Source organism: Haemophilus sp. HN_Hi16, from assembly GCF_049823435.1.
Classification (GTDB): domain Bacteria; phylum Pseudomonadota; class Gammaproteobacteria; order Enterobacterales; family Pasteurellaceae; genus Haemophilus; species Haemophilus influenzae_D.
Genome location: NZ_CP187500.1, coordinates 1,664,600 through 1,689,841, shown reverse-complemented (window position 1 = coordinate 1,689,841; position 25,242 = coordinate 1,664,600). Strand labels below are relative to the sequence as shown.

Sequence of the window (25,242 nt, the reverse complement as noted above, 5' to 3'; positions counted from 1 at the left end):
TCCTTATTTATTTCGTTTGAGTTGTCACTGTTGTGGTGACTTTTTTCAATTTTTTCGGTTTGTATGAATTTGACTGAGGGATAACAGAATGATTAGGTGAACCTTCTGTCACAAGATATAACGTTGTGGTATCTTCAGGTGTACCATGCCCCCCAAGCCAATTATGCTGAAATGTTGCTGCATAGAATCGACCTTGAAGCTCTCGAGGATCTAAATCAATGCGAGATTGCCCCTGGTTTTGCAAGCGAACCGCAGTGACAACATACCCATCAAGTTGCCAGCTGAGTAATGGAGTAGCTCGCACAGGCAATGCAGGTAAGAGCGTTTTAAGCGGTGTAGGAAGGCGATGTGAAACTTGGCGCACACCTTCCAAAGGCTCAACTGAACGTAAAGGCGCATAAAACATTTGTGCGGCATAACGTGTTAATGCAGCTGGAGCGGGGAGTGCCGGACGCGCATTTGGCATTGGTTCGTTATATGCATTTGCATCTTGGCCATAAGCAGTTGTTTGTTTTTCAACTTTATTTTCATAAACAAAACGAATTGGCTCACTTGCATTGGCAACAGAATGCTTCGCTTGCACATCAAGTAAGATTATTTCTCCGGTTGCAACATCCATAAGCTGTAAGCGTGTTTTTGGGAAATCTGCAGTTGCTTTTAAATAAACCGCACCGCCAGTTGATTGAATGCGAAGCTTGCTATCTAATTCAGGTGGATAACCTACTTTTACATTTTTATCTACGAATAGAATACGTTCTTTTTCGATTTGTAAGTCAATAGGTAACGGTTTGCGCGCCCATTTCATTAACACATCGGCAGATGCCGTCATTGGTGAAAAGATAAAAGCCGCGCTCAGTAACAAAGTGAGTTTTTTCATTATTGGTTATCCCCTTCTCTAAATTCTTTTGCTTCTAAACGTAATGGAATTGAGCTGTAGCAGTTAAATCCCAATCCCCAAGGATTGTTCTGTAAATCTGTTTCCATGCGCACGATATTGACCGGGAAGCGGGTTAAAACACGTTTTACTGGTTCATCTTTGAAATACTCATCTACACTTAAATCAAGATTAACCGTCCAGCTATCGGGGCTATGAACAATCACACTATTATCTTTAAATCCACGTCCCACAATTTCATAAACACCACGTGCACGTTCCCGTAATTCACCGTTAGATAAACGGTCATAGTAGTCTTTCTTCAAAAATTCTTGGCAACTTGGCGTAATAAAGGCTTTATTTCTTTCAATATTTAATTTGTATTCTTCCTCGCCATTCTCCATCCAGCGGTTTAACTGCTGGAAGGTTTGATAAGCAAAGGCATAAACGGTTGATTTTGGCACTTCCCACCAAGGGCGTTGACTTCCCGCACGTAAATCCGGTGGGTTATAAATCATTAACCGACTTGGCGCGGTAAAAATAATGGCACATAGCACCAAACAAATCACAAGCAATGCACCGATAGCAATTCGCCCGGTCATGATTTCGCGATTTTTTTGATGAACAATCCCTTTTAAGTCTTTCATAATAAACTCTCTTATTTTTTAACTCGGCGAATAGACCAAGTGCCTTGACGGGAGATAAAGCGATTCCCCCCTAATATTCCATCTAATTTAACCTCAATCATTCGATTCAAGTAGGCTTCCGGCTTACCTCGTTTAAGGCGCGCAATAATCACTTTGCCAATCACCACAGAAAGAATGCAAAACAACATGGCGAGAGACGGAATTAACAACCAAAAATCAAAGCCTAAGGCAAAACAACAAAGGAGGCCAAGCACTGCACCTAAGATAAATCCCATTGCTGCAGCCAACATAAATTCACTTACAGATAACCCGCCATACACACTCGATTCACGATTTAATCGAGTAGGAAGAAAGGGGATCGTTTGCTCTTTATCACTTGACATCTTGACCTCACAGAGATAATTAAAACAGACCGATAGCCAATTTCACCAACCAGAGGCTGAAGAAAATTAAAATGAAACCAAGAATAAGAGCGATAATAAATGGGCCCCATCCTTTTTTGTCATTTTCGTCAGTCGCTGCGTTATAGGTTTTAATTAATGCTTTAACCACTGTCATGATTGACCATGCTGCAAATAAAATTGCAAACAGGGTTGCCAATGATTTAGCAACAAGATAGATAATTTCCATCGGGTCTTTGGTATTGCTATCTACGCCTGGGATTTTAAAATCAGGGATTTTAGAGGCATTGATACCATTACCACCGCCTGTAGCAAATGCATTTTCAACGGATAACCAAAGTAAAGTTACTACCGCAAGAAAACGACTTGAAACATTCTGAAAGAAGGATTTAATCAACTTCATGAGATGTCCTTATGGTTTGTTAAATAAAAAAGCTGACAACACATATAATTAATGCTGCGCCCCATAGAATCAGTTTAAAGAATGACCAAATATCACCGTCGTTCACCATGCCTTTGTAGCCATGATTAGTTGCCCACATATACGCAAGCAGTAATACGACAACCAAAATAATGGCCAGCATGATTTTCAGTTTTAGCGGGTCTAAACCACTTACAGTATAAAAACTGTCTAATGGTGAAACAGAAGGGAAATTAGCGTTACTCATCTGCTATTGACTCCGAAGATTGAGATAATCTTCTTTTAAGTTACGAATAGCTTTAGGATTTCTAGGGATTGCCCGGGAAGGGTTAATATATTGCTTAATCCCTGCCTGTACCGTAGCAATATCTTGATGTGCTGAAGCGTAATCAAAATATTCACGACTTTTCGCAGAAACCTTTGCACTTGCAGCTGCTCGCTGTAATGAGAGTTTTGCTGCATCCAACTGTTTAATTGCTTGCGCTAAATGCTCTTGCTCTGTTGCTTGAGCACTTATAGCGCCAAACAATAACCCTATTGCTAGAGATAAACTGAAAATATTTTTAGTCACGGAGAACTCCTTACTTGAAACAGATTCCAAGCAAAGAGTGCCAAAGAAGAGAGGGAAATTTAATGAGAAACTCTTTTTAAATTCAAAACAGTTTTTAGTGATAAAAAAGGGCGCTTATTCTTGGAAAAATAAGCACCCATAATGACAACATAGAGGAATATTAAAGGTATTTTTTAAAGCTCGCTGCCGTTACACAGATGGATAGTCCAAATAGAAATGCAGCTGGCACCAAAATTATATTCGGGTAAATAGAAATTGGGATAGAAAGATACAATACCCATGCCGACAACATAATCGGGCCAATTAATCGACGTGCATGATGATAAAGAAAACTAGACTCTCTGCCCGCACCAAATTTACGACGGTCACGCATCATTAACCCTTCAGTAAAGCCCGCAAATGCGGCTAACAAAAAGAGTGGGGAAGTAAAAACAATCACTACAAGTCGAATAACAAAGGTGATAAAAACATAAATCACTGACTCAATATACGCTCGCCCATAATGATACACCCACAAACCTACGCCACTATGCTCACGAGGGTTGGCTAACCAATCTTTTACACCTGTTTTCACAAAAAGCCATTCATGTAATGACAAAATAAGACCTTCAGCCAGCTCTTTTGGAGAATGATAGAAAAGACCTCTCGTTAGACTATCAGAAAGCCATCCAAGCTCAGTTAGCATCATTTTTTGACTGTGTAAATGACCTTCTTCAGGCCATAAAAATGCAATACCTAACCATTCAAGAATAATGCTCAAAATCAGGGAACCCAATAAGGCGGCTAATACCGCATTAATGTAGTAAAAAAGACCCTTTTTCTTTTTTTTGACTTGTTGTTCTGCCATTACTGTAATGTTCCCGCTGGAGATAATTTACAGTGAAAGAAAAGATAACCTTTTACTTCACCGTCTAAAAAAATTTGAATTGCCTGGATGCCATTTTCAGATTTTTTTACATCATTAGCCGTCCAAAGTGAGATGCCTTTATTTGCATACTTTTTCGCAAATTCATGTGTGGTATAACGCTGATTATTCCAATCTTCCAAATAAGGTAAAAAGTAATTAAGTAATTCATCAGCGTTTTCCAGCCCACAAGAACAGCTAGTGACTGAATTGAAATCTACGCTCATATCCGGAATATCAAGCAAGTTCATATCCGGCTGATTAATTATCTGTGTCATCAAAATCATCCTCATCTGTATCATCATTCTGATCAATATCTTCATCTTCCATATCTTCAGCAACTGGAGCTTCAACATCCCCGAAAAGCATTTCTTCTCCTGCGTGTGAAGGTGCACGATTTAATGACATTGACTGAAAAGCGGTTGCTATATCTTGACTTGGCGCATAATCAGAAAATGCAGATTGCCACCAATTTGGAGAAATATGGTAGTTTTTGCGCATATAAGCCGTCAATTCTTGAAGTGATTCCGGCATCACATCATCTTTATCAACCGCAGGTAAAGGCATTCTTAATTTATAAAGCGTACTCCCTTCAAGAAGAGCAAATGCCTGTCCTTTTGGTAAATTTGTAATATGTGCTGGCGATAGCATTGGCACCATTTTTTCAGAAATACGTTCACCAGTATTAGACGTAAACGCCTTGCCATCATCCGGATTGCTGTTATCTGTCGTACTTGATGTCACCATGCTTTGATAAATTGTGACATCGTTGAGCTGACGCGTTAAAAACTCTGCAGTGGCCGGCTCTTTTACCCGGAACATTAAAAGTGTATTGAAGTTACCTGTTGTTTGTCCCGTTTTCGCTTTACTTCCAATACGAGCTTCAATATCTGAAAGTGTTTGAGTATAGGCTGTTACCTGCATTCCCGCACCACGACCTTTATTGATCAGTGGAATGAATTCATCCCCCATTAATTCATTAAACTCATCGCAATGAAGGTTGATTTTAGGCGGTTTGCTTTTAGTTTTAAATGCATCTGGCAACCCCTCATCTACGCCAAATTTATAAATATGACCAGCCATTGATACCAAATCAGCAAACATACTATTACCCACAGCTGCAGCGACAGTCGCATCAGATAGCGCGTCTAAACCAACGTAAACAATCCCTCTTTTACGAATAATAGATTCCCAATCAAAGATAGGGCGCTCATCATGAATATCAGTGTAATCAGGCGAGAGAAGCTCTGCAGTTTTACCTGTAGTGAGTTTTTCAAGTAACGGTAAAAGCGATGCCACAATTTTATCAAAATAGGTTTTGTCGTAACGTACCGCACTTGATAATCCTTCAAGTACTGGGTCAAAAATTTTATTCTCTAAAATATATTGGTTAATAACAGCAATAAGCGGTCTATCTTTCATCGAGAACGGTAAATTTTTTACATCTAAGTTAGCCGCAACTGAAGCCAACGTTGGCCATATTTTCTTATCGACGGCATCGAAATGAAGTTTTGCGTAGTCTAAGAAAAGTGCATCAATATTTTGTACAAAACGCGAGATTTGCACATAGTCCGGGCGTTTTCCCATTTCAACCAATGCACGGGAGACAATATTCACAAAACGCCACGCAAACTCTTTAAATGCTGCACTATTTCCAGCTCCACTTAATTGCCCAGAAATACGTCCTGCCACTTCAGAAATTCGACCGAAGCGACCAACTGGGTTATATCGAGCAGAAATTTCCGGATGCCCTAAATGGAATACATAAAATTCATTTTCACGCCCAGCACGTTTTGCTTCTGCATACATTCGTTTTAACATATCCGGGTCGCCTTTCGGATCAAAAAAGACAACCACTTCACGCTCTTCAGGTGTTTTACCTCGATGTATATCTTGTGTAACAAGCACTTCAGCAAAACGAGTTTTCCCTACGCCAGTTGTACCAAATACTAAGGTATGACCGCCACGGTCGCCTAACGGAAGCATAATATCGCGTTCATTCGGCTCCACACCATGCATCACCGGAATGCCGCCAACTGGCGGTAGCGGTCTGACTGGATTTAATGGAGAGTCCATTGAAGTGAGTCTAGATAACCAATTATCATGCACTTTTTCATAATCACGAGCGGCTTTAAACCACTTCCCATTTTTCCAATAAATTTGCCCATTTGCAGAGAAACAGTCATAAAGACGTTGCGTATGCTTTGGCTCCCATTCAAAGCCTCGTCCTAAGAACAAGGCTTTTTTACTTACTGGAATTTGACGACTGGTCAAAGCATAGTGAGGGAGTCTGCGTAAATTTCGGTGATAGCGTACAATTTCCATGCCTTGACGAAAACGCATAACCCCCATACCTGCGAAAGCAGCCCCTAATCCATATCCAATAAGAGGATTTAATGCGAGCGACCAAGGCGCACCGCAACAAACAAAAGCACAAGTACCATGGACGGCAGCTGGAAAAAATTCAACAGGCGGTCTAAGTAAACCTTCTAATACATGTTTTTGACTCATTGCGACAATCCTTCTGAAGTCAATAAAGCAGGGTAGTGAGCAAGATTCAATCTTGAAGCTAAGTCATCCCCTGGCGTTGGCATTAAGGTTAAATCAGGTGCTAATTGGCGTAACTCGCTTAATTCGTTTGTTGTTTTAACGCTTACTACAAGTCCCATTGCACCAATTTTTTTAAGGTAATTATAATTAGCGTGTAGCCAATTTTTAGATAAGTTATCTGTTCCAATAAGAAAAATAGGCAACATTCCAGGAAGATTCATTCTGACTGGTTGTATTTGGCCCGGTGTCATTCTATGTGAGATAACAGGTAAAATATCCGCTTCGGTCAATGTTGAAGGAACGCTATTAGGGTAGGCTTGAACCATTGATTCATCCGGTTGTAATGCTTCATAAAAACGGACTGCACTTTCTCCGCCAAAATCACCAATAACTTTTAATTCAGCTTGCGCCTGAACTACTGCTCCTAAGCAGACCAAAGAGAGGAAAAAGGATTTATACTGCATAATTCTGTTCTCGTATTAATTGGTTGGATTTTGCCAACGAATAGCTTGTTGATTTGTTTGATTTGACGCTGGCTCAACCCAACGCATAGCGGTTTCTGTTGGAGAAACCCAATGTAAATTGGCTGGTAATGGTTTGTTCTCAATTTGATAACGTGGTGATACTGAAGGGCGCTGGAAGTTAGCTATTTGTTTACTGACATTAAAACGCTCACTTTGATAAACAAGAAAGCCTTGTACCGACATTCCTTTTTTCATCCCGTTACGTTTCATATTTAGAATATCTTCACGTGTTGCTCTACCTTGTAGCGCTCGATGTAACCCATCTATACCGATATTATGAGCAAGATATAAATTTTCATGGGATGGTTTTATGCCTCGCTCAAAAAACTGATTAATATGCCATCTAGCTAAAAGTGCGGTTGCTAGAGTGTTAAGTTGATTGTTTTTTCTAGGGTCGAAAGGTGTATCACGATTGTAACGAGTGATTTGAGTCATACCTAAGGCTCGCCCCTCATCTGTTGTGGCAAGCCAATTCCAGGTACCCCGGGTAAATTGCCCCACACCGGTTGCCCCGGTTGGGGAAACATTTCCATACCACCCATCTTCAATTTTTACTAACCCACGTAGCATCGCTTCATCGACCTGGTAGCGATTAGATGCATCTTTAATATAGCCATCAATATCAGTTCCAAAGCCATTAAATGCAACGGAGTGAGTCGCAACTCCAAGACCGATTAAGCTAAATACGATTTTTAATAGACGATTTGTTGCCATTGCCCATCCTGTTGAATTTGGAATGCAGCAGGCATTTTGCCATCTGCATACTGTAACCAGGCTCCATTATCATGATTAAGGGTAATTAATTTTCTATTCACTTTATTTGGGTCGATATTATGTTTTTTCGCCCAATTATAGATTTGCTCATTATTCTTCACGCCAACAAAATAAATATCTATAGGCGTTTTATCATTCACATATTGCAATACACGATCAGCATTCGCTTCACATTTGTCACAATTTTCTAGGCGAGTAAAATAAATCACCCGTCCAAACCGCTCTGAAATATGAGGTTCAACCTTAAATGGTTGCTCATTTGGATACATTTCAGCAAATACGCGATCATAAGTGCGTTGGAACTGCAGCTCTCGCTCCATGCGGTCGTGCATTTTTTTTGCCAGTAGTCGAGCATAACGCTCTCTTTCCTGCTCATTTCGAGACTCCACACCAAGCGAGGTTAAAGGGTCAAGACCTGGCGACCATATACCACGAGCACCTTGATTAAGCTCTTGGTAGCGTTGCCATTCTTGCTCAGTTAAACCCCACTCCTGAGACTTAGCTAATAACTCTTGTTGATTTAATTTATTTGTCACCAAGTTTTGCTGGTTTAAGGATTGAGTAGCCAGCGTATTCGCTGCTGTGACATCAGCAAATACAGCAGTAGAAAACATCCCTAATATCATCGCCACATAGGATATTTTTTTAACATGATTCATTGCTTATTCCTCGATGATTTCTGTTGTGGTTGTTGTCGTTGTTGTGGTTTCTACTTTCGGCTTTTCCCCTGTAGCACGTTCCGGTACAGCTGGGCGTAATTTAAAACAAACGGTACGAGAAACGTCATTGATAGTAATTTCATAAGCCGGCCCTGCTAACATTTGAAGGGCATCACGTAAAGCCATCGGGCCAAATTGATAATGTACTTTTGGTAATGGACGGGAATAAAGCGTAGAAAGTGTTGGTTCATTCTGACCAAAGCCATGGCAAAGTGAAAGGCCTGTATCTTTTAACGTCGTGCGTAATCCCTGCTCAACGGTTGCCGTTAAGGCTCGTTTCTTTTTACCTAACATGTTGACAGTGACACTTTGGTCTAGAAGGTATTTTTGACCTTCTTCCGGAGAGAAATTAATTAAAGTGTATCGACCTTCACGTAACACTTCTGTACGTTCAGGCTGATAGTCTGTGTAAATATCCGGACGAACAATTCTATCTTCCGGTTGTAAAACTTGATGCTGACCTTGTTGAATATTTGGATTTTCTAGTGCTTGTTGCTCATCGGCTGTTTGTTGTTTATGTGCACAACCTGAAAGCACAACCAATGCAAAAGTGGTTAATAGAATTTTTTTCATGATGAGGCTCCAATTAAGGTATTTAAATAATGCCTTAATATGGATAACTCTCACCTGAATTTGAATAATTTATTCTTCTTGAAGTAAAGATAGAAAAATTAGCTGAGAAAAATATATTTAACGCCAACAATAATTGTTAAGTGCACCGGGTAAAAAAGATAAAAGAAAAGCTTAGGCATTCGAGAGATTGAGAGATTACATTGGCGAAGGCCTTTAGGGTGAAGAATAAATATCATTGTACCGACCACAACAGTTACAACACTGATTGTTTCAACAATAGTTTCCCCGAAATTATCAATAAAACTATGATTGACGAAAAGTGCGAGCAATACACAGGTTGGCATCGTAATAAGACGATATTGAGTATCTTTTGTTTGCAAAAAGAGATAACAACCAATGCAATATAAAAGCCCAGGTAAACCATAATCAGAGAGTGCGGAAAGAATAATAAAAAAGCCCAATCCAAAAAACATGACCCAGCTATTTAAGTCTTGACGGTTTTTATATACCCATATTACCCCGATTACAGATAAAAACTGAAATAGGACATTTAAACGGTCATAATTAGGCTCGAAAAGCGTAAAACTGATTTCAGATAAAAATGCGGTTGCTATCATCCAAGTGAAATAACTTTTAAAGTTCACTTTATCTCGAGATAAATTAAGTGCGATGATAAATCCAAACGCCACGTAGGAAAATCGCCCTATCACCCGACACCAGGATAGAGCAGGGTAAGCATTTGAAAAAGCCACACCAATGTGATCGATAATCATCGTGATAAGAGCTAACCATTTTAAGCATTCAGTTTGAGAAGAGGTTAAATAAGGCATCGTTATACTATTAAAAAGAGTTTTATTTATCATACCCTAAAAAGGAAAAGCCTATCTACTTTATGTAGATAGGCTTTCAAGGTAAATAGATTAATATTCATATCCGAGCATAATCGTTGTAGAGCTACGATCTGCTTCAGTGATGATAAAAACACTTTCCCCATCAATAAAATGCTGGCTCACAATGCGTTTATCCTTCTCTACGGCATGATCGTTTTCAATCCAATCTTCAACGCTGGTAGCACCCCAATCATAACTTAATTGTTTTTCAATTAAGCGATGAATGGTTGGCATTCCCAATAACTGTTTAGCGCAGATAGTACACGAAACATCCCCTAACTTAAGTGGTGTTCTTTTTGATTGACATATATCCCAATCAAAGTGTCCTCTTTGCTCATCTTCACTTTCATCAGAAAAAGAAATCTTAGTTGTTCGATTCCCGTCATCATCTACTGAAGTAGAGAGTTGAATAGTGTCTTTACCATTATCTGCTTGATAGAAATTCATGACAATTTCTGAAAGCGGATGTGGCGGTTTTTCAATCCAATCTTTATTCCCCAGCATGATAATGCAGCCATTTTGATGCCACGAGATGACCTCATTGATCTTTTCGGTAGTTAATTCCGCTAAGATACGACGAGAGACGAAGATTTTTCCAAGTTCTAAAATACGATTTTCCTTACACATAAGTGTTTCTCCTAAATTTTTAAAATGTAAAAAGTAAAGGGGATAACACTGCCATTGAGGGTGTTATCCCCCAATGGGTGAAAGGTTGTTAGCTACATAAGATGATTATCAGTAAAGCAAAAAGACGCAGAACCAGAAACGATAAAGTGATCAAGTAATTTAATATCCATTAATTCACAAGCTTCCTTTAATCTCTTGGTTATATATTTATCAGCATCACTAGGCTCAACATTTCCAGTTGGATGATTGTGCCCAATGATAATTGCTGATGCATTTAGCTTTAATGCCTGTCGAATAATCTCCCGAATCGACACAGAAATTTCTGAAACAGATCCTTGAAACATCACCTCAGATTTAATCAATCTGTGCATTCTATCCAAGAAAAGTACCACGAAATTTTCTCTTTCTTCATTACCTATAATGGTTTGAAAATAGAGTTTAGCTATTGATGGCTCAGTAAATTCCTGTGCACCTTGGTAAAAGGGCTTTTCTTCCATCACTTTAGTTAAAATAACCTGTGCCTGTTCTAAAATAGCTTGTTGTTGCTCGTTTAATTTAAACATTCGATATTCCTTCTAAAATAGGGAATATCGCCCATAAGGGATATATCCCCTATGGGTGAAAGTGCGGTCAAATTAACACACACTTTAATGGTACATGGTTTTAATAGAGTCCACTTTATTTAAAAAGTCTGACTTGCATTTACGCCCAAAGTAATTCGGCTAATTTTACTTTTTTCTCAAGCTCATTGACTGCTTTTTTAGCATAAGTGAGAGAAAAAGCATGTGTTCGCAATTCAGGTTTATCTTTAAGCTCTTGGTGTTTTTCTTTGGCTTTTTCCAATTCAAACTTAAAGAACTCAAGACTTTCCGGCATGGATAAATCAATTTTCCCTGCCATCTGTTCCCAATAAGCGATTTTACCGTCATAACTTTCTGCTTTACGCATTTCTTCAATAGACTTATCCATGCGTCTTGCATTACGTTCAATCAAGGCTCTATGACGTTTTTCGCTATGATGACCGATTTTAATCGGTTCCCCCAAGCGAAGAAATTCACGGCCTTCATTAGCAGCTTCACAATATTGTTCACTGCGTTTTAATGCATTATTAGCTGCGTTTTGATAACGCTCAGCTTTTTGTTCTGCACGAACTTGACTATTCACTCCATCACAACGGGTGAAGGAATAAAAATACGCATCCTCAGAGGTTTTTACGAGATTATGAATCTCCACTTCAGTCTCTTTACCGTATTTACTGGTTAAGATGATAACGTCACCTTTTTGGTGAGCATCCGGACATTTAGCAACAAAAACATTAGGGCAAAATTTAGCGTAAGTATTCATAGGTTTCTCCTCAAATAGAAATAAAAAAGGAGAAACCACCCATAAGGGGAGTTTCCCCTTCAGGGTAAAGAAAAAGCCAACAAATCTTGTTGTTGGCTTTCATCAGTTTATAGGTTAGTCATTCCCTTGCTCATCTTGGCGTTTTGCTTGATATTTCAACTCACCATCAACTTTAATAAAGTTAATACGATAGAGTCGTCCTTTAATCGACACGCCAGTATCACCTTTTTTGTGATATTCGCTATCTTTTGAATAAGTGAATGTGTCATACCACAAATCACTCATTACAAAGGAAACCAAGACTTTTTTCTTAGCTTCAACAGCTTCTTGACAGCGTTTGATTAAATTTACAGTTTCTTCACCGGATACGTTCATATCAAAAAAACGATATTCCGGAGAATCGGAAGAACCTGTAAGAGCAGCAATTCGACAAGCCCAAAATGCATCTCCTTTTTTCGGCTTGATTTCGCGAATATCGCTTAAATAACCAATGCCAGAAGTATGAAGATTGAAATATTTTGGTTGTGCGTTTTGAGTAGACATAATGTTTCTCCTAAGTAGTAAAAAAGCGGAGAAACATCCTTACCCAACACGGGAAAAATGTTTCCCGCCAAGGGTTAAATTGTGATTAAACTAGAATAAGTAATCTTATTTTAGGTTAAGGGTAGTTTAAGGTGGCACACCTACGAATTATTCGTAGATTCTCCTTTCAGTGTGCTGGAAAAAATTTTGGCTATGATTCTACTTGCACTAAGGCAAGGCGTTGCTTCTCAAGAATCATGCAACTTCTTAAAGGCTGTTTTCACAGCACCTTAAAAACTGTTGTTATTAAAATCTAAAGCAAACTGTAAATGTATAAAAAATTAAAAATTCTATTTGGAGATATTTTAGTCAAAAGAAAAGGTCACCCAGTTTCCTGAATGACCTTATAGTTTTTGACTATAGATTGATTAAATAAAAATTAAGTAGGCCAAACTAATTTGATTCATAAAAATACTGATACGTTCGTTACCATATACGGATTTTTACGGCTCGCCTTATCCGATTACTTTGTGGCCATCAATCGGTTATATCTGTGGCATCAAATTGACACAAAGGGCACCCATTGTTTCACCGGTGGGCTCCGGTAAGGAGAAAGTAGCAAGCCATTGCGAATTTTCAAAATGCACTTTGCAATACACTTTAAAAATCCGCAATGGCCAGCGATTTGAAAAGTCGAGAGTAAATTGGGGCGTTACTCCATCATTACTCTGATTAACTAGGTGGCACACCTCACAAGGAGCGTTAATCAATGTGAGAAATTCCTTTCAGCGTGCTGGAATCATTTTTGGCTAGTGTGAATTGATAACCGACAATTCACGAACGGTCTTACGAAGGCTTTAGTATAGCACTATTTTTGAGGGCTCGCCATTCACAGGCGCTTAAATCCTAGTTCAATAAGCTTCGTAAAGATGAAATTTGCTCACTCACACTTTTACTCGACTTTTTCTTTAAATTTTTTGTACTTTTCGTATTCTTCTTGCTATCAATATTTTCAATATGTTGGCAATTTGGATAAGCAGAACACCCAAAAAAAGCCCCATTTTTACCATTTCTTTTAATCATTGGCGCACCGCACTTAGGGCATTTACGAATTTCAATATTCCCCAAACTCATTCCCTTTTTAAGGCAATCAGCCATCAAATGCCGCACAAAGACTTCTTGTTTTTGCATAAACACGTCTAGAGAAAGCGTTCTTTCAGCAATTTGATTGAGCGCTTGCTCCCAAAGTGCGGTTAAACCAGGATCTTTTAACATCTGAGGTAAATTATCAATTAGCGTCATTGCTTCATCTGTCGCTAATAGTGATTTACCTTTCTTTTTCAAGAAACCTTTATCAATCAAACCTTGAATCGTTCCCGCCCGAGTAGCTTCTGTACCAAGCCCTTCTGTTTCTCGTAAGCGTTGTTTTAAACGCTCATCAGTTACAAAGCGAGCTGCATTTTTCATTGCGGTGAGCAATGTACCTTCCGTGAAGTGATTAGGTGGTGATGTTTGTAAGGTTTTTATTTCTGAATCAGAAATCTGACAGATTTGTCCTTGCTTTAACGTCGGCAAGGCTTGAGGTGCGTCATCATCTTCATCAAGTGATTTGCCAAATAGAATTTTCCAACCTGGAGCAATAAGCACATTCCCACGTGCACTTAATATATGTTGACCGCACTTCAAAATAATTTGTGTTTTATCTGTTTCAGAAACAGGTAAGAATTGAGCTAAATAACGACGACGTATGAGATCATAAAGCTTTAATTCTTCATCAGACATTTTGCTAATATCAGCTTTAATCATAGTTGGAATAATGCCATGGTGAGCGGTAATTTTTTTATCATTCCAAACTCGTGATTTTTGATTAAGGTTTAGCATACCTGCAAGGGGTTGTAATCGATTATCGGATTGCAACAAACATTGGATAATTTGAGGCGCTTCTGCAAACTGAGACTCCGGTAAATAACCACAATCTGTTCTAGGATAGGTTGTCGCTTTGTGAGTCTCATAAAGTGATTGAGCTATATCCAATACTCTTTGCGCACCCAGTCCATAAAGGCGGTTAGCTTCTGATTGTAAGTCACTTAATGCAAAGCAAAGTGGGGCATTTTGTCTTTCACGTTTAGTTTCAACTGATTCCACTTTCGCTTGGCCCAATTGACGAATTTGCTGATTTGCTGCTTGTATAACTTGGGCAGACAAACAAAGTCCATCAGGATCACAATATTGCTCCGGAATAACATATTGCGTAGCAAAATGCTGATTTCCATCAGAAAGCATTACTTGCAAAGCAAAATGTTGCTTAGGAATGAAGTTTTTTATCTCACGGTCACGATTAACAACCAGGCTTAATGTTGGAGTTTGTACCCGACCAACACTTAAAGGTTTCCCTTGATACCCTTGTTGTTGAGCTAATAAGGTATAGAGACGAGAGAAATTCATACCAATAAGCCAATCAGCTCGACTACGTGCAAGCCCCGCATAGTAAAGAGGTAGTGTCTCCTCATTATTTTTAAGTGCACCCAAGGCTTTGCGAATACTGGTATCATCTAGTGCGGACAACCAAAGGCGTTTTATTTGCCCTCGAAATCCTGCCAAATCCAGCAATTCTCTTGCTATAGTTTCGCCCTCTCTATCAATATCGGTTGCAATGACAACAAGTTTAGCTTGTTTGATAAGTTTCATGACGACATTGAACTGTTTTTTTGTTTCTTTTTTAGGTGAAAGCCCCCATTTACCCGGGATAATTGGCAAGGTCTCAAATGCCCACTTTTTAAAGGCAGGATCATATTCTTCAGGATTAAATTGCTCTACTAGATGACCAATTCCCCAGGTAACTGTAAGCTGACCGTCAGGTGTTGATAAACAACCCTCACCACGCTTTGTCGCACCTAATACTTTTGCAATATCATTGCCTTGTGATGGTTTTTCACATAAAAATAATTTCATGATGTTTTCTCTCATTGATATTTGAGAGATATTTTCGATGTAATAAGATAAACCACAATTAGGAATTCTTTTTAAACTGAGGAGTAAATCATGATAAAACTGACCCCTTCATCAATTGGAGTGATGGTTGATACGCTTAGATATTCAGGTCGAGATAGATATATTATTTTTAGAATGAAAACGAGAGAGCAGAAAGTCGTGTATATGCGTTATCCACAGCATATTGAAAATATGGCTAATCAAGAGAACATGATTGTCATCGTAGATGCTCAAAAGTTTCTTTCTTTATGGCAGCGATCACCGTATGAGGTAGATAAAAATACATGTGCGGGCGATGAGTCAACATGGAGAAAAGATTATAAGTTTCATCATGCTGAAAACGGATTTGCTAAAAGTATGGATTCTCCAGTTCCACTTGCAGATGTAAATGTTCATATTAAAGATGGAGAAATAAGCTGTAGTCTTAATGATGGTATGACAAGAACGCTTTGGTTGCTTGCAAATGGTGTAAAGGAGTTTCCTATTTTGGTTAGAAACCATAAAGAGAAAGCTAAAATTCTGTCAAAGTATGCAAGCCCATTATCTTCACTTCATTTTGAGCCACTTAATTTATTTTTTGCAATTACAGGAGAAAAATACCCCTTGTAGCCAAGGGGTAAACGTTTGAGATATTAAACAATATGAGGAAAAGGAAAAGTTTGGATGGATCTCAAAAAACAAATTTGTTTCGTTATCTATCATACAAAATAATCGTTATTATCGGTATCGAAATTTAAAAATAACTGAAATAAAAAAAGCCCCACTAAGGTTGGGGCAAAGGAGAATGAGGTATTGATTACCTACACTATGTTTATGTTGTCGTATTATTTAATTGCTTTTATCACTTCTGATTTAACAAATTGAGCAAAATCAGATTCATTTGAGGATGCAATCCAGGAAATTCTAACCTTGCCATCCTCTTTTGCAAGCGTTATGTCAATTTTTCGACCGCCAACATAGCTATTTGCCATGTGATAATAGACCCCAGGAGTCGCTTCATGAGCATGTCCTTCTTCATCTAAAAGCGATTCGTAACGTTGACGCTCATACCCGGATAATCCACTTAATGCTTCCTCCCGTGTTTTGAATTTTAAATTACGTTTAATTTTTACGTAAAGAGAGTCAATATTTTTAGATGATGTAATTGAATCCTCTACGTTATAGCGATGAGAACGAGAACTTTGAGTGTAAGCCACACCGGAAGAACTAGAGGAACTATTCCCCCCGCCAAGAACACTGCTGAGCTGACCTGCAACATTACCAACCGCATCATTCAATGAGTTTAATTCAGCACAACCACTTAAAGCAGCGACGGCAGATAAAACAAAAATTATTTTTTTCATCACGATTAACCTTAATTATATTGAGTTCAGAATGGTATTGAATCATCAAAAGCATTTGCCGATGCATCTTGTTGTGGCATTGGCTGAGAATTATTTGCACCATCTGCACTTTGAGGGCGAGTACCTAACATTTGCATTACATCACCTTGGATTTCCGTGGTATAACGATCTTGCCCGTTTTGATCTTGCCATTTACGAGTACGCAAGCGTCCTTCAATATAAACTTGCGCTCCTTTCTTGAGATATTGGCCACAAATTTCAGCTAATTTGCGATAAAAAACGATTCGATGCCATTCAGTCACTTCACGACGTTCACCGGTGTTTTTATCCGTCCAAGCTTCGCTAGTTGCTACACTGATATTTGCAACTGCTTCACCATTCGGCATGCTTCGCATTTCAGGATCATTACCTAAATGTCCCACGATAATTACTTTATTAATTCCAGCCATATTGATTTCTCCTAAATCACAAAATTAACTGTCAAGATTGTGCATTTTTTACATCTAATCCTTAAGGGTAAATTCAGTAAAAAACACAGAGATTTTTTAACACAACCACGAAAGGCAAAGGCTTTTTTTCGTTAAGGTAAGGGGCTTGTCCCCTTACCTTTAAAAGGCCTTTTAGTGAGCCGATCACAAACTATATAAATTAGCCGATTACAAACTAGAAGATCCAACGTTCACAAATGTGAATGTTATAAATGATCTTCTATCTCTTTAATTTTATCTACCGCACTTGATACCTGTCTCATCATAAAATTTAGTACGGAGACCTGCAGATTAATCAAAATGCGTTCTTTCTCAGCTGAGACAAGTTTTTGTCGTAAGTCTGAAGATAACTGAGGATTATTAAATACCGGATTTAACACAGCATCACCAGTCTTAGAAGCTTGAAAACTGCGCCAGCGTAAAAACGTCCCACCGGATGATGATGCTTTATCTCGGATCATGTGAATAGGTAATACACTAAGTTCACTTTTACGGACATTCTGCAACATTTCATTCTGCTGCAACATTAAAGCTTCACGGACTGTAGCAAGGGATTCAGCTAGTAATTCATACTGTTGCACTGAGTCTAACTCACTGAATAACTGTTTCAGCGAGTCATTAAGTGGGGTTGTGCGTCCTAATTGTTTATACATATCAGAAGGAATGAGCACGTTATCCATAATCCCAATCTCCATTATTCAGTTTTATTTGCTGTAATTTGGACTTCAACAGAGCCATTATTATCTGATTCAGCAAGTGATGATTTTTTAATTGTTGGAGCAAATGTTGCACGTGTTGTACCGGAAAGCACGTCAGGCGTTAAGGTATATTTCATACGTTTTACAGCAGCTTGATAGCGAGCGTTATTTTCAAGCGCATCTTGGCGTGTAATACCGGAATTTCGGTAATTCTCAAGCACACCAAATGCACGACGAATTAATTTAGCTCCGGATTCTAGCCAATCATACGCATCATCTTTTGTAAGTAATGCAATATGTGAAGCGGTCATCACTGTACGAGCTAACGAATCAAAATCAGCCAAAAGATACAATAATTGATAACCCAGCTGAGTATTCACAAAAATAGGGTATTGAATCGGAGCAATATTGGCGCAACGCTCAATTTGAAAGTTTTCAGGGATTTTCTCACTGTAGAGATTAACCATTCTCCAGGTCATATCTTGCATCTCTTTACGAAACCCTAATACTTTTTGTTCAAAACGAAGAAGATAATCATCAGCATAAGGATCATCTTGTTCGGCAGCTTGCTGAATTTGACTCAATAGAGATAGAGCATTAGGAATACTGAGAATTGATGATGTAACGACTTCCCCGGCTTCATTTTTAACTAAGTCACGACCATTCCAAAGACGTGTTGCATACTGAGTATGAAGCGTAAATGTAATCTCACTGCGTAACGGCCCAAGCTGTTGGTTGTATGTTGTTGTCATGTTATGTCACCTTTTATCATTTGGTTAAAATTTGCACTTTGTAAAGTCCCTTTACATTGGTTAAATATTGTTCACTGTGCAGTCCCCGCACACTGGTTAATTTTTGTTCACTGTGCAGTCCCCGCACACTGGTTAATTTTTGTTCACTGTGCAACCCTAGCACAGTGATTAATTTTTGTACTTTGTCCAGCCCCTGGACAGTGATTAAATTTTGTACTTTGTAGAACCCTTCTACACGACACAGTTTGCTTTTATACAGCTTATTCAATTGCAAATTGAAGCTTTAAATTGTCGAATACGATCAGCTCTCGCTTTTCGCTCTTCTTCAGATTGCACTCGCATTGGCTTTATTGCGTTATCTGCTTTTACATTATTAACTAAGCTAGTTTCATCATGTTGTGATAACCGATTTTTTGATGATAATGATTGCGCTTGTGTAGCTAAAAATTGTTCATACAAATACGGTTTAAATTCACCACGATGTGCACGTTGGATTAATGTCACTACATAGCCTTGTGGTTTTTTCACTTCACCTTTTATCACACGCTGTTCAAGCTCAAATAAAATCGCTTTACAGATTCCTAAATCAAGTCCACGCATCGCTTGCATAATTGCTGTTTTTTCCAATGATGAAAACTGAATATTAGTCGGCCAGTCAATTTCATCCGCATTACCAGTACAGTACGTATTTATATAAATACTAGTACCTGTACTGTACTGTGAAAAACCTGAGTTCCCTTTTGGAACTAAGCCTGAAATCAATGACTTATCATTATTTTGGGCACTGAGTTCCCTTTTGGAACTCTGTTTGATTTTGCTGAGTTCCATTTTGGAACTAAGGTGATTTTTACTGAGTTCCCCTGTTTTTTCACAGAGTTCCTTATTGGAACTTAGTAGGTTTTCTTGAATAAATGTTGATTCTTCTTGCTCTGAAATATCCATTTTTGGACGTTTTTGATAGTCTTGAAGGCGAGCTCGCATCCAGTCAATGTGAGAAATATAATGCCACTGAGTATTATCCGAGAGCAGGTTTTCTACAATATGGTTTGCTACACCTCGCACAAAGTTATCTCGATGCTGAATGGATTTTTCAAGGAGTGCGATGTAATCATGGTTTAATTGAATCGTATCAATGATTGGCATAGGTTCATCATGAAGGATGTAAAAATTACCCAATACTTGACCTTGCTCATTACGTACAGTTTCACAAAGTGTTAGCCAACGAGTTAATCTAAGTAATAACAACGTTTGGCTAACTAGCTTACGCGAGAGTTCTGCTTCATCATAAGGTTTATCTGAAAGTAATTTTGCAAGCACTTCGTATGATGGGAACATGCCTGATTGAAATTCTCTTGCTTTGTATTTTATAAGTTGCCATGCCAATTTTGCTCTTGATGTTAAATAAGGATCAAATAGCAAACGGGTTGGAACTGTTTCATGCTGGTTGCCAAAAAAGAGCAACCCATGCTCTTGTAATTTTGTTTCCATAATTTAATTCTCTCTGAGAATATTTCATTTTTATTGTTGCAATGTGCTTAAACATCTTTACAATAGCCAATGAACTTTCCCAAGTTCCTTACTAACGATATGAATAACGCCCAACTTAACGTAACGCACTAGGTTGGGCGTTATGTTTTTTAAGCTGCATTCCAGCGGCTAACAAGTTTCCAAATTTCAGTTAAATTAATACCGGTTTCTTCCGCAATTAAAATTAACAGCTCTAGTCCTTCTGTTGATTCAATTGTTTGAACATCACCTTTATGCTCTTGCCATAAGTCCCAAATTAATTTTTCTTCCTCTTCGGTTGCAGCTGGCTTACGTCCCATTGGTTCTTGTTTTCCAAGTAGGCTACGACGAGCAGATACTTTTGAAGTGGTTAAGCCGAAGTAGGAATTGAGCATTTGGATGGATGCACCTAACATTAATGCGCGATCAATAAGGCGACGTTCTTGTGACGACATGCGTACTCGAGCCACTAATCGCCAAAATGCATCGTGATTAATTTCAACTTTGGCAAAGGGAGCTTTGGTGTTAGCCAGTTCATAAACTTCCTCTGTGCTGAGTTTTTCAATTTCTTGCAATTCTTGTTTTGAGAAACCATAGTTCCGGCAAACATTGATATTGCCTTCTTGTAAATTAACCAAAATCTCATTCAATACCACTTGGTTTAAATTGCTGAACATGCTCATTATGCATCTCCTTCTGAACGAATATAGCGAACGAGGCGAATTAAACGGAATAATTTAACTAGCGTGGTATCATCAATTTCTTGAGTATTGAGTAAATATTCCGGTAATAAGGTGAAAGATGTCTGTGGGTGCACATCTGTTTGTAATAAATTTAAGAAGTCATAACACATCTGTGCTACACCGCTCACATCTTTATCTAATGGTTTTACGCGGTAAGTGTAATCAACAGGCTCTTTTACTACATGTTCAATGTAGTCAGTTAATCCAACACTTTCCGCAATGTCGAGTGCTAGTGAATAAGCTTCTACTTTATGCTGACGACCAGGATAAATTTTCCAAATATCATCAACTGGTTGACGGCCTACGCAAGCAAAGCTTAATCCATTTTCTTCCGCACGTTGTTGACGTTGTTCTTGGATGCTCATACCTGGAGTAATGCCAAATTGTTGAGTTAAATTTTTAGCAAAATCAAAAGAAAGCCCTTCTGAATTAGCATTAGTTTCATCAAACTCTTCATCCTCTGTTTTATTATCTGCTTCATCCTCAAATGAAGGAGAAATTTCAACACTTGCTTGCTTTAATACTGGCGCAGGTATTGATTTTTTTTCAGTAGTAGTCATTTTTGGAGTAGTGACTACACTAGGTTGAGATAATGTATCTAATGTGGTTTCTTGTGGCTGTGGTGTATTAAACGCTTGAACATCTTGGATGCTTTCTTGTACGCTTTGCTGTATTTCGTGTTGTTTTTGCGCCATTTTCTTGAATTTTTGCTCATCGAGATCAATTTCAAGATAAAGGACTTCATAACTCACACGATCACCTAACATGGATGACATTTCATCAATAAGATAATCTTGGAAAGTTTTAATATGGAATGGCTGATCGTCGTTACAGCGAGATAAGCTATTTCCCCAAATTTCATCGAAAGAAACATCTAATTCAAATTGATAATTTTGCCAAATGGCTAAGGCGTTATTACGAATCGCAAGCAATTTATCAATTGGCGCATGTCCCAGCCCATTAAATAGCACATCAGGAATGTATGGGTATAGGAAATTAATACAGCGTTCCATTTTTGCTACTGTTGTATTAGCAATAATGTATCCATCATGTTCTAACTCACTTGAAAGCTCGCGAGAAGAAAGGGATTTTCCTAACTTTTGCTCATAGTATTCTTTCGCTTGCTGGATGCCCAAGGCTTTCTCAATAAACGTGAGGTCTGCACGTGTATCATTTTCAATTAAATGACCAATAAGCAAATCTAATTCCGCTTCTACACTATCAGCACTTCCACCTTTCCAGGGTTTATATAAGCATTCAATAGACCAAAAACGTTGATCTTGAGTCTCTGTAAACAGTTCTTTTAATGCTTGAATACGAGTATTCCCACCGTCAGCGATGATATAAAAAGGTTCACCAGGTCGTTGAGTGATATTTGGTTTATGATCAAGACCACGACGACGAATTGACTCTTTAATCATTTCAAAGTTAGGATTACGTGTCTTACGAGGGTTGTGTTCATAAGGGCGTAATTTATCTAACGTAACGGTAATGTATTTAGATTGCGCAGGATAATGTGTTGCTGTTGTTGTTTGATAAGCAGCAGACTGATTATTAATAGGTTGAACATTTAATCCTTTCGCAATCGCGTCTAATTGACTTTGTTGTTTTTTATTTTTAGCAATAAATGGATTATTCATAATATCTATCCTGTGTCGTTAAATTCTCAAAAAGGCTGTATTGACCTTGAAACAGTGTTTTTACTGTGGCTAACGGGCCATTACGCTGTTTACCAATGATGATTTCCGCAATGCCTTTATCTTCTGTGTCAGGGTTATAAATTTCATCTCTATAAAGATGAATGATGACATCAGCATCTTGTTCAAGAGAGCCGGAGTCACGTAAGTCGGCATTGATTGGACGCTTATTAGCTCGATTTTCTAAACCTCGGTTTAGTTGAGATAATGCATAAATTGGGCATCCAGTTTCTTTGGCTAATTTCTTTAAATCATTGGATATTTCGGCAAGTTCTAAATTGCGATTTTCAGTTTTATTTCCGGTTCTCATTAGTTGGATATAATCAATGAAAATCGCTTTAGGTTTACCGTATAGACGAGTGTTTTTACGTACTTTGGCGCGTAAACGATGAGGTGTTAAAGAAGGTTCATCATCAATTAGCAAACGACCTTTCCAGTCTTTTTTAATTGTCCCCATTGCATTAGCAAGACGAGTCCATTCTTCCTCTTCAAGCTCAGTCGCTTGACGAATAGATTGCAAGCTGACGCGAGAGCGCATTGCCATAAAACGCTCTAATAGTTGATCAGCTGGCATTTCTTGGCTGTAAAATTGGATAGGGCTGTCAGGGAATTTATCTAACGTACTTGCGGCAATCGTTTGTGCAAAGGTTGTTTTACCCATTGCTGGACGAGCTGCAATAATGATAAGTTCTCCTGGTTGACCGCCTGTTGTTGCTCTATCTAATTCAATAATGCCTGTTGGTGTTCCACTAACTGGATCGGCATTAATAGAGGAAGTTTCCATGCGAGAAAGGATTCTCTCGAAACTGGCATTAAGATCAGCAACACCATCCGTCTCTTGTTCGATGACAATATTGGTATATTGCTTATCAACACTTTCCTCAAAAGAAGTTAATTCAATTTCATCTTTTGAAGATTGCATTTCAGTTACAATAAACTGGCCCAGGGTCAAAAAACGACGTTGTTTGCTATAACGAGAAATAATCTCAGCATACGCAGTTATATTTGATGCAGAAGGAGTATTGTGAATAACTTCTGCTAGATATGCTAATCCCCCTATCTGATCAATCAGTTTTTTATCTTTGAAATACCGCTCCAAAGTTAAAATATCAGCGGGTTTTCCTTGTGTTAATAGATGGCTAACACCTTCAAACAATACTTTATGAGCTGAGACATAAAAATCATCAGAGCGCAGTAAAGTTGCGATCTCATCAAATTTATCATTATCAATAATGAGAGCACCAATGACCGCACTTTCTGCTTCAATAGAAGCAATAAGTTTATCAGTCATATTAGCCTTCCTTTTTCATTGGTTTATCAAAAAGTGTTTTGAATTGAGGGAGTAACAAGCAACACAGTTCTTTGATAACGGGATATTCAGCCTGGCTATGGCGATAAACTGGCAGTGAATAAGTTGCAGCTTCTCTATATGCCACATGCGCTGGGATTGAAAAATCAAGGAAGGTTTTGCTTTCATCAAAATTGGTTTCAAAGAGTACGTGTAATTGATTGAGTACAAATTTCACGTCATTAGTATTATCAACGCAATTTGCGATAGCTTTGAGAGGTGGTAATTTGAAACCAAATGATTCAAAGGTTTCTAAATCTTGATACATTCCGATAGTTCCACGGATAAATTCTTTCGCAGAAAGAATGTGTGGAAGAATAGGGCAGAATAGGATGTCAGCTGCTAAGACAGACATATCGACAGTAATGTCTCTAGTACCTCGAGTATCAACCACAATAACATCATAATTATCAATGTTTTTAATTAAGTGACTAAATCGAATTGCACCATCAGGGGCATTACGTAGAGTTTGACTTACATTGTTTGATGGGTCATTTGATTGAATTAAATCCAAATTTGGAATGGATGTTTTTGAAATGATATGGGAAGGTTCAATATCACGACGGGTTAAAAACTCATAAATACCACCGGGAGCTTCTTCAGTTAAAGCATAATAAGAGCTTAAGGTTGGTTGAGTATCAGTATCAATAAGAAGAGTTCTTAAACCGTGGTCAGCGCAGAACGCCCCAATATTGGCAGCATTTGTACTTTTTGCAGAACCGCCTTTAGTACAAGCGACAGTAATAATATAAGGTTTTTTAGAAATAGAAGAGAAGTCCATAATTCCTCACCTAACGATAATTAAAAATTAAAGTTAAGTATTGGACTAGGTACTGATTATTGGTTTGGAATTAGATGGTGCCCGAAGCCAGACTTGAACTGGCACGCCTCGAAAGGCGAGGGATTTTAAATCCCTTGTGTCTACCGATTCCACCACTCGGGCATATAGACAACTAACATTTGCGTATTATGGAGGCGTGTCCCGGAGTCGAACCGAGCTACATGGATTTGCAATCCAGTGCATAACCGCTTTGCTAACACGCCACGAATTGGAGCGGGAAACGAGGCTCGAACTCGCGACCCCGACCTTGGCAAGGTCGTGCTCTACCAACTGAGCTATTCCCGCATTCGCTGTTAGTGGTGCGCATTTTACGGAAATTCAGATAACTGTCAATTACAGATTTAAAAAAATTGTCTAACCGTTTAAAAAAAGTTCATTTTGTTTAAATAAATTACAGAAAATGATGGAAAAATGGAATTTTATGTAATTTTCTAATTTCTACTTTTATCACTTTTTCCTTTGTGCCAAAATGTTAAACGTTTTTTAGCACGTAA

General features: G+C 38.4%; 29 protein-coding genes and 3 tRNA genes. 1 reads left to right on the top strand and 31 read right to left on the bottom strand.

What is annotated here, in order from left to right; genetic code table 11:
• Positions 1–7: 7 nt before the first annotated feature.
• From ACPT9C_RS08365 to ACPT9C_RS08275, 19 genes are all read right to left on the bottom strand, one after another.
• Complete coding sequence (locus ACPT9C_RS08365) at positions 8–877, bottom strand: TIGR03749 family integrating conjugative element protein (protein WP_047922050.1); 870 nt, start codon at positions 875–877, stop codon at positions 8–10.
• A complete protein-coding gene (locus ACPT9C_RS08360) occupies positions 877–1,521 on the bottom strand; it encodes a PFL_4703 family integrating conjugative element protein (RefSeq protein ID WP_047922049.1) in 645 nt (214 codons plus the stop codon). The genes ACPT9C_RS08365 and ACPT9C_RS08360 overlap by 1 nt, the downstream gene beginning before the upstream one ends.
• Positions 1,522–1,532: 11 nt before the next feature.
• Positions 1,533–1,904, bottom strand: a complete 372-nt coding sequence (locus ACPT9C_RS08355; RefSeq protein WP_011271844.1) for a TIGR03750 family conjugal transfer protein — start codon at positions 1,902–1,904, stop codon at positions 1,533–1,535.
• Between the two features lie 19 nt (positions 1,905–1,923).
• Positions 1,924–2,325, bottom strand: coding sequence for a DUF2976 domain-containing protein (locus tag ACPT9C_RS08350; RefSeq protein ID WP_005653541.1), 402 nt, complete (start codon positions 2,323–2,325; stop codon positions 1,924–1,926).
• Positions 2,326–2,344: 19 nt separating this feature from the next.
• Complete coding sequence (locus tag ACPT9C_RS08345) at positions 2,345–2,590, bottom strand: DUF3262 family protein (protein WP_005687584.1); 246 nt, start codon at positions 2,588–2,590, stop codon at positions 2,345–2,347.
• Between the two features lie 3 nt (positions 2,591–2,593).
• Positions 2,594–2,914 carry an RAQPRD family integrative conjugative element protein gene (locus ACPT9C_RS08340; RefSeq protein WP_005687583.1) on the bottom strand — a complete coding sequence of 107 codons (321 nt, stop codon included), beginning with the start codon at positions 2,912–2,914 and terminating at the stop codon, positions 2,594–2,596.
• A 160-nt stretch (positions 2,915–3,074) separates the two neighbouring features.
• On the bottom strand, positions 3,075–3,761 hold the full coding sequence (locus tag ACPT9C_RS08335; RefSeq protein WP_005687582.1) for a TIGR03747 family integrating conjugative element membrane protein: 687 nt from the start codon (positions 3,759–3,761) through the stop codon (positions 3,075–3,077).
• On the bottom strand, positions 3,761–4,096 hold the full coding sequence (locus ACPT9C_RS08330) for a hypothetical protein (protein ID WP_005687581.1): 336 nt from the start codon (positions 4,094–4,096) through the stop codon (positions 3,761–3,763). Before ACPT9C_RS08330 ends, ACPT9C_RS08335 begins: the two co-directional genes overlap by 1 nt.
• A complete protein-coding gene (traD, locus tag ACPT9C_RS08325) occupies positions 4,080–6,329 on the bottom strand; it encodes a type IV conjugative transfer system coupling protein TraD (protein ID WP_047922048.1) in 2,250 nt (749 codons plus the stop codon). Before traD ends, ACPT9C_RS08330 begins: the two co-directional genes overlap by 17 nt.
• On the bottom strand, positions 6,326–6,832 hold the full coding sequence (locus tag ACPT9C_RS08320) for an integrating conjugative element protein (protein ID WP_011271841.1): 507 nt from the start codon (positions 6,830–6,832) through the stop codon (positions 6,326–6,328). The genes traD and ACPT9C_RS08320 overlap by 4 nt, the downstream gene beginning before the upstream one ends.
• A gap of 15 nt (positions 6,833–6,847) precedes the next feature.
• On the bottom strand, positions 6,848–7,606 hold the full coding sequence (locus ACPT9C_RS08315; RefSeq protein ID WP_011271840.1) for a transglycosylase SLT domain-containing protein: 759 nt from the start codon (positions 7,604–7,606) through the stop codon (positions 6,848–6,850).
• Positions 7,585–8,325, bottom strand: a complete 741-nt coding sequence (locus ACPT9C_RS08310) for a TIGR03759 family integrating conjugative element protein (protein WP_012564936.1) — start codon at positions 8,323–8,325, stop codon at positions 7,585–7,587. The genes ACPT9C_RS08315 and ACPT9C_RS08310 overlap by 22 nt, the downstream gene beginning before the upstream one ends.
• Positions 8,326–8,328: 3 nt before the next feature.
• Positions 8,329–8,958 (bottom strand): lipoprotein, encoded by a 630-nt coding sequence (locus ACPT9C_RS08305; protein ID WP_012564935.1) that lies wholly within the window; start codon positions 8,956–8,958, stop codon positions 8,329–8,331.
• 98 nt (positions 8,959–9,056) lie between these two features.
• The gene (locus tag ACPT9C_RS08300) at positions 9,057–9,788 is read right to left on the bottom strand and encodes a TraX family protein (protein ID WP_047922047.1); all 732 of its coding nucleotides are present in this window, start codon (positions 9,786–9,788) and stop codon (positions 9,057–9,059) included.
• Between the two features lie 90 nt (positions 9,789–9,878).
• On the bottom strand, positions 9,879–10,475 hold the full coding sequence (locus ACPT9C_RS08295) for a hypothetical protein (RefSeq protein ID WP_233781949.1): 597 nt from the start codon (positions 10,473–10,475) through the stop codon (positions 9,879–9,881).
• 92 nt (positions 10,476–10,567) lie between these two features.
• Positions 10,568–11,038 (bottom strand): RadC family protein, encoded by a 471-nt coding sequence (gene radC / locus ACPT9C_RS08290; protein ID WP_112064985.1) that lies wholly within the window; start codon positions 11,036–11,038, stop codon positions 10,568–10,570.
• Positions 11,039–11,177: 139 nt separating this feature from the next.
• Complete coding sequence (locus ACPT9C_RS08285; protein ID WP_040975694.1) at positions 11,178–11,819, bottom strand: DUF3560 domain-containing protein; 642 nt, start codon at positions 11,817–11,819, stop codon at positions 11,178–11,180.
• A gap of 114 nt (positions 11,820–11,933) precedes the next feature.
• Positions 11,934–12,362, bottom strand: coding sequence for an STY4534 family ICE replication protein (locus tag ACPT9C_RS08280; RefSeq protein ID WP_011271832.1), 429 nt, complete (start codon positions 12,360–12,362; stop codon positions 11,934–11,936).
• 885 nt (positions 12,363–13,247) lie between these two features.
• Positions 13,248–15,293, bottom strand: a complete 2,046-nt coding sequence (locus ACPT9C_RS08275) for a DNA topoisomerase III (protein ID WP_105872825.1) — start codon at positions 15,291–15,293, stop codon at positions 13,248–13,250.
• A gap of 90 nt (positions 15,294–15,383) precedes the next feature.
• Here ACPT9C_RS08275 and ACPT9C_RS08270 point away from each other — a divergent pair, with 90 nt between their 5' ends.
• Positions 15,384–15,941 (top strand): plasmid fertility inhibition factor family protein, encoded by a 558-nt coding sequence (locus tag ACPT9C_RS08270; RefSeq protein ID WP_011271830.1) that lies wholly within the window; start codon positions 15,384–15,386, stop codon positions 15,939–15,941.
• Positions 15,942–16,156: 215 nt separating this feature from the next.
• On the opposite strand, the gene ACPT9C_RS08265 is transcribed toward ACPT9C_RS08270, so the two are convergent.
• The 12 genes from ACPT9C_RS08265 to ACPT9C_RS08210 form a co-directional block, all read right to left on the bottom strand.
• Positions 16,157–16,675: a membrane lipoprotein lipid attachment site-containing protein gene (locus ACPT9C_RS08265; RefSeq protein WP_005687559.1), complete on the bottom strand. Its 519-nt coding sequence runs from the start codon at positions 16,673–16,675 to the stop codon at positions 16,157–16,159.
• A gap of 26 nt (positions 16,676–16,701) precedes the next feature.
• Entirely contained in the window at positions 16,702–17,124 is a 423-nt protein-coding gene (locus ACPT9C_RS08260) for a single-stranded DNA-binding protein (protein WP_005687556.1), read from the bottom strand.
• A gap of 245 nt (positions 17,125–17,369) precedes the next feature.
• The gene (locus ACPT9C_RS08255) at positions 17,370–17,843 is read right to left on the bottom strand and encodes a DUF3158 family protein (RefSeq protein WP_005653583.1); all 474 of its coding nucleotides are present in this window, start codon (positions 17,841–17,843) and stop codon (positions 17,370–17,372) included.
• A 14-nt stretch (positions 17,844–17,857) separates the two neighbouring features.
• Entirely contained in the window at positions 17,858–18,613 is a 756-nt protein-coding gene (locus ACPT9C_RS08250; protein ID WP_112064984.1) for a PFL_4669 family integrating conjugative element protein, read from the bottom strand.
• A gap of 264 nt (positions 18,614–18,877) precedes the next feature.
• On the bottom strand, positions 18,878–20,101 hold the full coding sequence (locus ACPT9C_RS08245; protein WP_049380300.1) for an STY4528 family pathogenicity island replication protein: 1,224 nt from the start codon (positions 20,099–20,101) through the stop codon (positions 18,878–18,880).
• 149 nt (positions 20,102–20,250) lie between these two features.
• Positions 20,251–20,802 carry a DUF2857 domain-containing protein gene (locus ACPT9C_RS08240; RefSeq protein WP_005653590.1) on the bottom strand — a complete coding sequence of 184 codons (552 nt, stop codon included), beginning with the start codon at positions 20,800–20,802 and terminating at the stop codon, positions 20,251–20,253.
• Entirely contained in the window at positions 20,802–22,502 is a 1,701-nt protein-coding gene (locus ACPT9C_RS08235; RefSeq protein WP_112064982.1) for a ParB family protein, read from the bottom strand. The genes ACPT9C_RS08240 and ACPT9C_RS08235 overlap by 1 nt, the downstream gene beginning before the upstream one ends.
• Entirely contained in the window at positions 22,495–23,850 is a 1,356-nt protein-coding gene (dnaB, locus tag ACPT9C_RS08230) for a replicative DNA helicase (protein ID WP_112064981.1), read from the bottom strand. The genes ACPT9C_RS08235 and dnaB overlap by 8 nt, the downstream gene beginning before the upstream one ends.
• Before the next feature lies 1 nt (position 23,851).
• Positions 23,852–24,688: a ParA family protein gene (locus tag ACPT9C_RS08225; RefSeq protein ID WP_005653598.1), complete on the bottom strand. Its 837-nt coding sequence runs from the start codon at positions 24,686–24,688 to the stop codon at positions 23,852–23,854.
• 75 nt (positions 24,689–24,763) lie between these two features.
• Positions 24,764–24,850: transfer RNA gene (locus tag ACPT9C_RS08220), tRNA-Leu, on the bottom strand.
• A gap of 27 nt (positions 24,851–24,877) precedes the next feature.
• Positions 24,878–24,951 (bottom strand) — tRNA-Cys (locus tag ACPT9C_RS08215).
• A 6-nt stretch (positions 24,952–24,957) separates the two neighbouring features.
• Positions 24,958–25,033, bottom strand: a tRNA-Gly gene (locus tag ACPT9C_RS08210).
• Positions 25,034–25,242: the final 209 nt, after the last annotated feature.